Below are 6,757 nucleotides of genomic sequence, written 5' to 3'. Positions count from 1 at the left end.
GTGGGCATGATCGGTGGCGTGATGATCTTCATCGCGGTGGCCATCGATGCCATCCGCGTGCGCTTCTTCGTGCAGTAAGTCAGAGGGGATGGCGTTGAGGGAAGCATTGATAGAGGGGTTGGGCGAGATCGTCGGCCAGGCCCACGTCTTGACCAGCGCTGCGGCCAAACGCCGTTACTGTCGCGGTTATCGCTATGGCCGCGGCGAAGCCCTGGCCGTGGTGCGGCCGGGCAGCCTGCGCCAGATGTGGCAGGTGCTGCAGGCCTGCCACCAGGCCGATGTCATCGTGATCTGCCAGGCCGCCAATACCGGCTTGACCGGAGGCTCGACACCTGTCGAAGAGGGCTATGACCGGCCGGTGATCGTGCTCAATACCTTGCGCCTGCGGCGGCTGGACTTGCTCGAGCAGGGGCGGCAGGTTCTGACCCAGCCGGGCGTGACGCTGGATCAACTGGAACGCAGGCTCAAACCGCTGGGGCGCGAGCCTCACTCGGTGATCGGCTCCAGTTGCATGGGGGCGTCGGTCACCGGGGGCATCTGCAACAACTCGGGTGGTTCGCTGATCCGGCGCGGCCCGGCCTATACGCAACTGGCCTTGTATGCCCAGGTCGATGCCCAGGGCCGGCTGCAACTAGTCAATCACCTCGGTCTGGGGTTGGGCGATACGCCCGAGGAAATCCTGGGGCGGCTGGATCGTGGAGAGCTTCCTGAAGGCGCTGGCGCCTGCGACTGTGGTGGACGTCATGCCTCCGATCAGGAATATGGCCAGCACGTGCGTGATGTCGAGGCGCCCACGCCGGCCCGCTACAACGCCGATCCGCGCCGGCTGTACGAAGCGTCGGGTTCGGCCGGTCATGTGGTGGTGTTTGCGCTGCGGCTCGATACCTTCCCGGCGGATGACGCGCCCACCGTGTTCTACATCGGCAGCAATGACCCGGCCGAGCTGGAAGCCATCCGGCGTACCTTGCTGCAGCACGCTGTGCACCTACCGATTGCCGGTGAATACATGCACCGTTCTGCCTTCGAAGCCAGCGAGCGCTATGGCAAGGACTTGTTCCTGTTCATCCAGCGCTTTGGTACCGAGCGCCTGATGCAGGCCTATGCCCTGAAAAGCCGGGTCGATGCCTGGCTGGAGCGGCTGGGCCTGCGTGCTGGCACCAGCGACCGTATCCTGCAGCGGCTTGCGCACTGGCTGCCACCGCATTTGCCTCCACGGCTAGTGGTCTATCGCGATTGCTATGAACATCATCTGCTGCTGAAGATGAGCCAGCAGGGCGCCGACTATGCACGTGGCGTGCTGCAAGCCCGCTTTCCTTCGGCCAGCGGTGATTTCTTCGAATGTGAAGCAGGGGAGGGGCAGGCGGCGTTCCTGAACCGCTTCGTGGTGGGCGCTGCCATCGTGCGTTATCGCGCCGTGCATGAGCGGGAGGTGGAGGATATCGTGGCGCTGGACATCGCCTTGCCGCGCAATACGCTCGATTGGTTCGAGCGTTTGCCGCCCGAGATCGCGGGCAAGATTCGCTTCACCATGTACTGTGGGCATTTCTTCTGCCACGTGATGCACCAGGAATACCTGGTCCACAAGGGTGAAGATTGCGAGGCGCTCAAGCAGGCGATCCTGGCGCTGCTCGAGGCCAAGGGCGCCAAGTACCCGGCCGAACACAATGTGGGGCATCAATACCGGGCCGAGCCTGCGCTGGAAGCCTTCTATCGCAGGCTGGACCCGACCAACAGCTTCAATCCGGGCATCGGCAAGACCTCGCGCCGCAAGCATTGGCGCTAGTCTGATCTATCAGAACGCGTCGCCCGGCACCCGTACCCAGCCTTCCATCAGCACCCGGGCGCTGCGGCTCATGATGGCCTTGGTGACCACCCACTGGCCGTCTTCCAGCTTGGCTTGTGCGCCCACGCGCAGGGTGCCGGAAGGGTGGCCGAAGCGCACGCTGTTGCGCTCCCCACCACCTGCGGCCAGGTTCACCAGCGTGCCAGGAATGGCCGCGGCGGTACCGATGGCCACCGCTGCCGTGCCCATCATGGCGTGGTGCAGCTTGCCCATGGACATGGCACGTACCAGTACATCGGTGTCTTGTACGGTGACCGTCTTGCCGCTGGAGGAAACATATTCCTTGGGCGGGGCCACGAAGGCTACCTTGGGCGTGTGCTGGCGGGTCGCTGCTTCTTCCACCTTGCCGATGAGCCCCATGCGGATCGCGCCATGGGCGCGGATGGTCTCGAAGCGGGCCAGCGCGGCCGGGTCGCTGTTGATGGCGTCCTGCAGTTCGGTGCCGGTGTAACCGATCTCTTCCGCATTGAGGAAGATGGTAGGGATGCCGGCATTGATCATGGTGGCCTGGAAGCTGCCCACGCCGGGCACCTCCAGCGTATCGACCACATTCCCGGTGGGGAACATGGCACCGCCTGCACCTTCTTCTTCGGCGGCGGGGTCCATGAACTCCAGTTGCACCTCGGCCGCGGGGAAGGTCACGCCATCCAGTTCGAAGTCGCCGGTTTCCTGCACCTGGCCGCCACGCATCGGCACGTGGGCCACGATGGTCTTGTCGATGTTGGCTTGCCAGATGGTGATGACGGCCACGCCATCCTGCGGCAACTTGGACGGATCCACCAACCCGGCGGAAATTGCGAAAGGCCCGACGGCGGCCGACAGGTTGCCGCAGTTGCCGCTCCAGTCCACGAAATCCTTGTCGATGGAGACCTGGCCGAACAGGTAGTCGACGTCATGGCCAGCACGCTCGCTGCGCGCGATGATGACGGTCTTGCTGGTGCTGGAGGTGGCGCCGCCCATGCCATCGATCTGCTTGCCGTAGGGATCGGGGCTACCGATCACCCGTTGCAGCAGCTTGTCGCGGGCACGGCCCGGGACGCGAGCGGTTTTCGGGCAGGTCATCGAGCTTGAGGAGGACGCCCTTGCTGGTGCGCCACGCAAGTAGGTGGCGGGAATGCGGATCTGGGGGACTTGGCTCATGCTGTTTCCTTGGCGTTCTGGCCGGCGTTTGCGGAGGCTTCCAGGAAGTCTTGGGCGAAGCGTTGCAGCACGCCACCGGCTTCATAGATCGAGACTTCTTCGGCGGTATCGAGGCGGCAGGTGACCGGTACTTCCACCCGCTCGCCATTCTTGCGATGGATCACCAGCCTCAGGTCGGCGCGCGGACGGCGTTCGCCGATGACGTCATAGGTTTCGGTGCCATCGATGGCATAGGTGTTGCGGTTTTCACCGGGCTTGAATTCCAGCGGCAGCACGCCCATGCCGATCAGGTTGGTGCGGTGGATGCGTTCGAAGCCTTCGGCCACGATGGCTTCCACCCCGGCCAGGCGCACGCCCTTGGCGGCCCAGTCGCGGGACGAACCCTGGCCGTAGTCGGCGCCGGCGATGATGATCAGGGGCTGCTTGCGCTCCATGTAGGTTTCGATGGTTTCCCACATGCGCATGACACGGCCTTCCGGCTCCAGCCGCGCCAGGGAGCCTTGCTGCACGCTGCCGTCGGCTTTCTTCACCATTTCGTTGAACAGCTTGGGGTTGGCAAAGGTGGCGCGTTGCGCGGTCAGGTGGTCGCCCCGGTGGGTGGCGTAGGAATTGAAGTCTTCTTCCGGCAAGCCCATCTTGGCCAGGTATTCGCCCGCTGCGCTGTCGAGCAGGATGGCGTTGGAGGGCGAGAGGTGGTCGGTAGTGATGTTGTCACCCAGCACGGCCAGCGGACGCATTCCCGTCAAGGTGCGCGCACCGGCCAGCGCGCCTTCCCAATAGGGCGGGCGGCGGATGTAGGTGCTCTGGGGACGCCAGTCGTAGAGCGGGCTGACCGACTGGCTGCGATCCACGCGGGCGGCGAACATGGGGGTGTAGACATTGCGGAACTGCTGCGGCTTGACGGCGGCCGCGACCACGGCGTCGATTTCTTCATCGCTGGGCCAGATATCCTTCAGGCGGATTTCGCGGCCCTCGGCGGTGACGCCCAGCACGTCCTGTTCGATGTCGAAGCGGATGGTGCCGGCAATGGCATAGGCCACCACCAGTGGCGGCGACGCCAGGAAGGCCTGCTTGGCGTAGGGGTGGATGCGGCCATCGAAGTTGCGGTTGCCCGACAGCACGGCGGTGCTATACAGGTCGCGCTCGATGATCTCCTGCTGGATCTTCGGGTCGAGGGCGCCGGACATGCCGTTGCAGGTGGTGCAGGCGAAGGCGACGATGCCAAAACCGAGCTTTTCCAGGTCGGCGGTGAGTCCTGCTTCTTCCAGATACAGTTCGACCGCCTTGGAACCTGGGGCCAGCGAACTCTTCACCCACGGCTTGCGGGCCAGGCCAAGGCGGTTGGCGTTGCGCGCCAAGAGCGCTGCGGCGATCACGTTGCGCGGATTGCTGGTGTTGGTGCAACTGGTGATGGCGGCGATGATGACGGCGCCATCGGGCATCTTGCCGGGTTCATGTTCGACCTTGCCGGCGATGCCTTGCGCGGCCAGTTCGGATACCGGCAGGCGCTTGTGCGGATTGCTCGGGCCAGCCAGGGTACGGACCACGGTGGAGAGGTCGAAGCGCAGCACGCGTTCGTATTCGGCCTTGCTCAAGGTGTCGGACCACAGGCCCGCTTCCTTGGCATAGGTTTCCACCAGCTTGACCTGTTCATCTTCGCGGCCGGTCAGCTTGAGGTAATCGATGGTCTGCTGGTCGATGGAGAACATCGCCGCAGTCGCGCCATATTCCGGGGCCATGTTGGAGATGGTGGCGCGGTCGCCCAGCGTCAGGCTGGCCGCGCCCTCGCCATAGAATTCCAGATAGGCACCCACCACCTTCTGCTTGCGCAGGAATTCGGTCAGCGAGAGCACGATGTCGGTGGCGGTGATGCCGCTCTGGCGGCGGCCGGTCAGCTCTACCCCGATGATGTCGGGCAGGCGCATCCAGGAGGCACGGCCCAGCATGACGTTTTCCGCTTCCAGGCCGCCCACGCCGATGGCGATCACGCCCAGCGCATCCACGTGCGGGGTGTGGCTGTCGGTGCCGACCAGGGTGTCGGGGAAGGCGACGCCATCCTTGGCGTGGATCACCGGCGACATCTTCTCCAGGTTGATCTGGTGCATGATGCCGTTGCCGGGCGGGATCACGTCCACGTTCTCGAAGGCCAGCTTGGTCCAGTCGATGAAGTGGAAGCGGTCTTCATTGCGGCGGTCTTCGATGGCACGATTCTTTTCAAACGCCTGCGGATCATCGCCGCCACATTCCACCGCCAGCGAGTGGTCCACGATCAGTTGCACCGGTACCACCGGATTGACCTTGGCCGGGTCGCCGCCCATGTCGGCAATCGCATCGCGCAAGCCGGCCAGGTCCACCAGCGCGGTCTGGCCCAGGATGTCGTGGCACACCACGCGCGCCGGGAACCACGGGAAATCCAGTTCGCGCTTGCGTTCGATCAGTTGGCGCAATGAATCGGTGAGGCTGGCTGGATCGCAGCGGCGCACCAGGTTTTCTGCCAGCACGCGCGAGGTGTAGGGCAGGGTATCCCAGGCGCCGGGGCGGATCGCTTCCACGGCGGCGCGGGCATCGAAGTAATCCAGGCGGGTGCCGGGCAGTGGCTTGCGGTATTGGGTATTCATGGCGGTTGGCTAGTGTCTCGTTGATGGAATGGTTGTTGTGCGGGGAGGCGGTTCAGGCTTGATCGCGTTGCTGGCCGGGGCTACCCGGCGCGCCATGGGCGATCTGGTGTTCGATATTGCGGCGCGAGGCGCCGATGTGGCGCCGCATGAGCAGGTCGGCCAGTTCGCCATCGCCATCGGCCAGGGCATCGAGGATGCGGTGGTGCTCGGCAAAGGCCTGGCGCGGTCGATTGGGGGTGGCGGAATACTGGATGCGGTACATGCGCGCCAGCTGGTACAGCTCGCCGCAGAGGATGCGGGTCAGGATCTGGTTGCCGCTGGCCTGGATGATCTTGTAGTGGAAGTCGTAGTCGCCTTCCTGCTGGTAGTAGCCGCGGCCGGCCTGGAAGGCTTCGTCCTTTTCATGGGTATCGAGCACCCGCCGCAGTTCGTCCAGTTCGGCCCGGCTCATGCGCTGGGCGGCCAGGCGGCAGGCCATGCCTTCCAGCGATTCGCGGATCTGGAACAATTCCACCAGGCCTTCCAGGGTCAGCGATACCACCCTGGCACCGACGTGGGGGACGCGCACCAGCAGGTTCTGGCCTTCCAGGCGATGGATGGCTTCGCGCAACGGACCACGGCTGATGCCATAGGTACGCGCCAGTTCGGGTTCGGAAATCTTGCTGCCAGGCGCGATATCGCCTTGCACGATGGCGCTCTGGATCTTGCGAAAAACGTGTTCGGAGAGGGTTTCTCCCTCGCGTTCTGCGCCGGATAGTGCAATGAGCTCGCTCATGTCATTTTGACCGTGTCGACAATATTTAGGTTTTGATGCATTTAATCATAGCACTTCACCTGAAAAATGGAAGAAGTGTCGACACTGGAATTTTTTAGGCACTGAGCGGTTAAAAAATAGCATGAGGCAATTTTCGTTACAGGTGAGAAAATTCAGCCGCCGCCTGGGAATATATGAAAAAGCATCTCAAAATTTTTCAATTTATTTCCCTATATGCGGGAACCATTCGCCTAAAGTGAGAAATTAACCTTATATTGCCGCCATGGACTCTCCTCAAACCTCTACCATCGTTGATCGCGTTCTTCACGTACTCGCCGGCGTGGCCCGTGGCCGGCAGCCCGTCATTGGCAAGCAGATTGCTGCGATGGTGCAACAACGGGT

General features: G+C 63.3%; 5 protein-coding genes. 1 reads left to right on the top strand and 4 read right to left on the bottom strand.

All coding sequences use genetic code 11. From position 1 onward, the window contains the following. Nucleotides 1–88 precede the first annotated feature (88 nt). Entirely contained in the window at nucleotides 89–1,783 is a 1,695-nt protein-coding gene (gene dld / locus I5W_RS18870) for a D-lactate dehydrogenase (protein WP_199901765.1), read from the top strand. Between the two features lie 9 nt (nucleotides 1,784–1,792). Here the strand turns inward: dld and prpF are convergent, their stop codons facing one another. From prpF to I5W_RS32900, 4 genes are all read right to left on the bottom strand, one after another. Beyond that, complete coding sequence (gene prpF / locus I5W_RS18865) at nucleotides 1,793–2,983, bottom strand: 2-methylaconitate cis-trans isomerase PrpF (protein WP_044530386.1); 1,191 nt, start codon at nucleotides 2,981–2,983, stop codon at nucleotides 1,793–1,795. Next, nucleotides 2,980–5,601: a Fe/S-dependent 2-methylisocitrate dehydratase AcnD gene (gene acnD, locus I5W_RS18860; protein ID WP_044530385.1), complete on the bottom strand. Its 2,622-nt coding sequence runs from the start codon at nucleotides 5,599–5,601 to the stop codon at nucleotides 2,980–2,982. Before acnD ends, prpF begins: the two co-directional genes overlap by 4 nt. Before the next feature lie 52 nt (nucleotides 5,602–5,653). Further along, nucleotides 5,654–6,376 carry a GntR family transcriptional regulator gene (locus I5W_RS18855; protein ID WP_017453560.1) on the bottom strand — a complete coding sequence of 241 codons (723 nt, stop codon included), beginning with the start codon at nucleotides 6,374–6,376 and terminating at the stop codon, nucleotides 5,654–5,656. A 196-nt stretch (nucleotides 6,377–6,572) separates the two neighbouring features. Continuing rightward, a partial coding sequence (locus tag I5W_RS32900) for a hypothetical protein (protein ID WP_217284455.1) occupies nucleotides 6,573–6,757 on the bottom strand: 185 nt, incomplete at its 5' end.

The sequence above is a fragment of the Herbaspirillum sp. B65 genome (assembly GCF_000333555.1).
Taxonomy (GTDB): domain Bacteria; phylum Pseudomonadota; class Gammaproteobacteria; order Burkholderiales; family Burkholderiaceae_D; genus Herbaspirillum; species Herbaspirillum rubrisubalbicans.
The sequence above is the reverse complement of the archived record's forward strand: the minus strand, read 5'-3'. Positions and strand labels throughout refer to the sequence as shown.

What these genes read in the sequence shown, in the direction of transcription:
- dld (WP_199901765.1), top strand. Translation starts at nt 89, where the DNA reads ATGGCGTTGAGGGAAGCATTGATAGAGGGGTTGGGCGAGATCGTCGGC.
- prpF (WP_044530386.1), bottom strand. Translation starts at nt 2,983, where the DNA reads ATGAGCCAAGTCCCCCAGATCCGCATTCCCGCCACCTACTTGCGTGGC.
- acnD (WP_044530385.1), bottom strand. Translation starts at nt 5,601, where the DNA reads ATGAATACCCAATACCGCAAGCCACTGCCCGGCACCCGCCTGGATTAC.
- I5W_RS18855 (WP_017453560.1), bottom strand. Translation starts at nt 6,376, where the DNA reads ATGAGCGAGCTCATTGCACTATCCGGCGCAGAACGCGAGGGAGAAACC.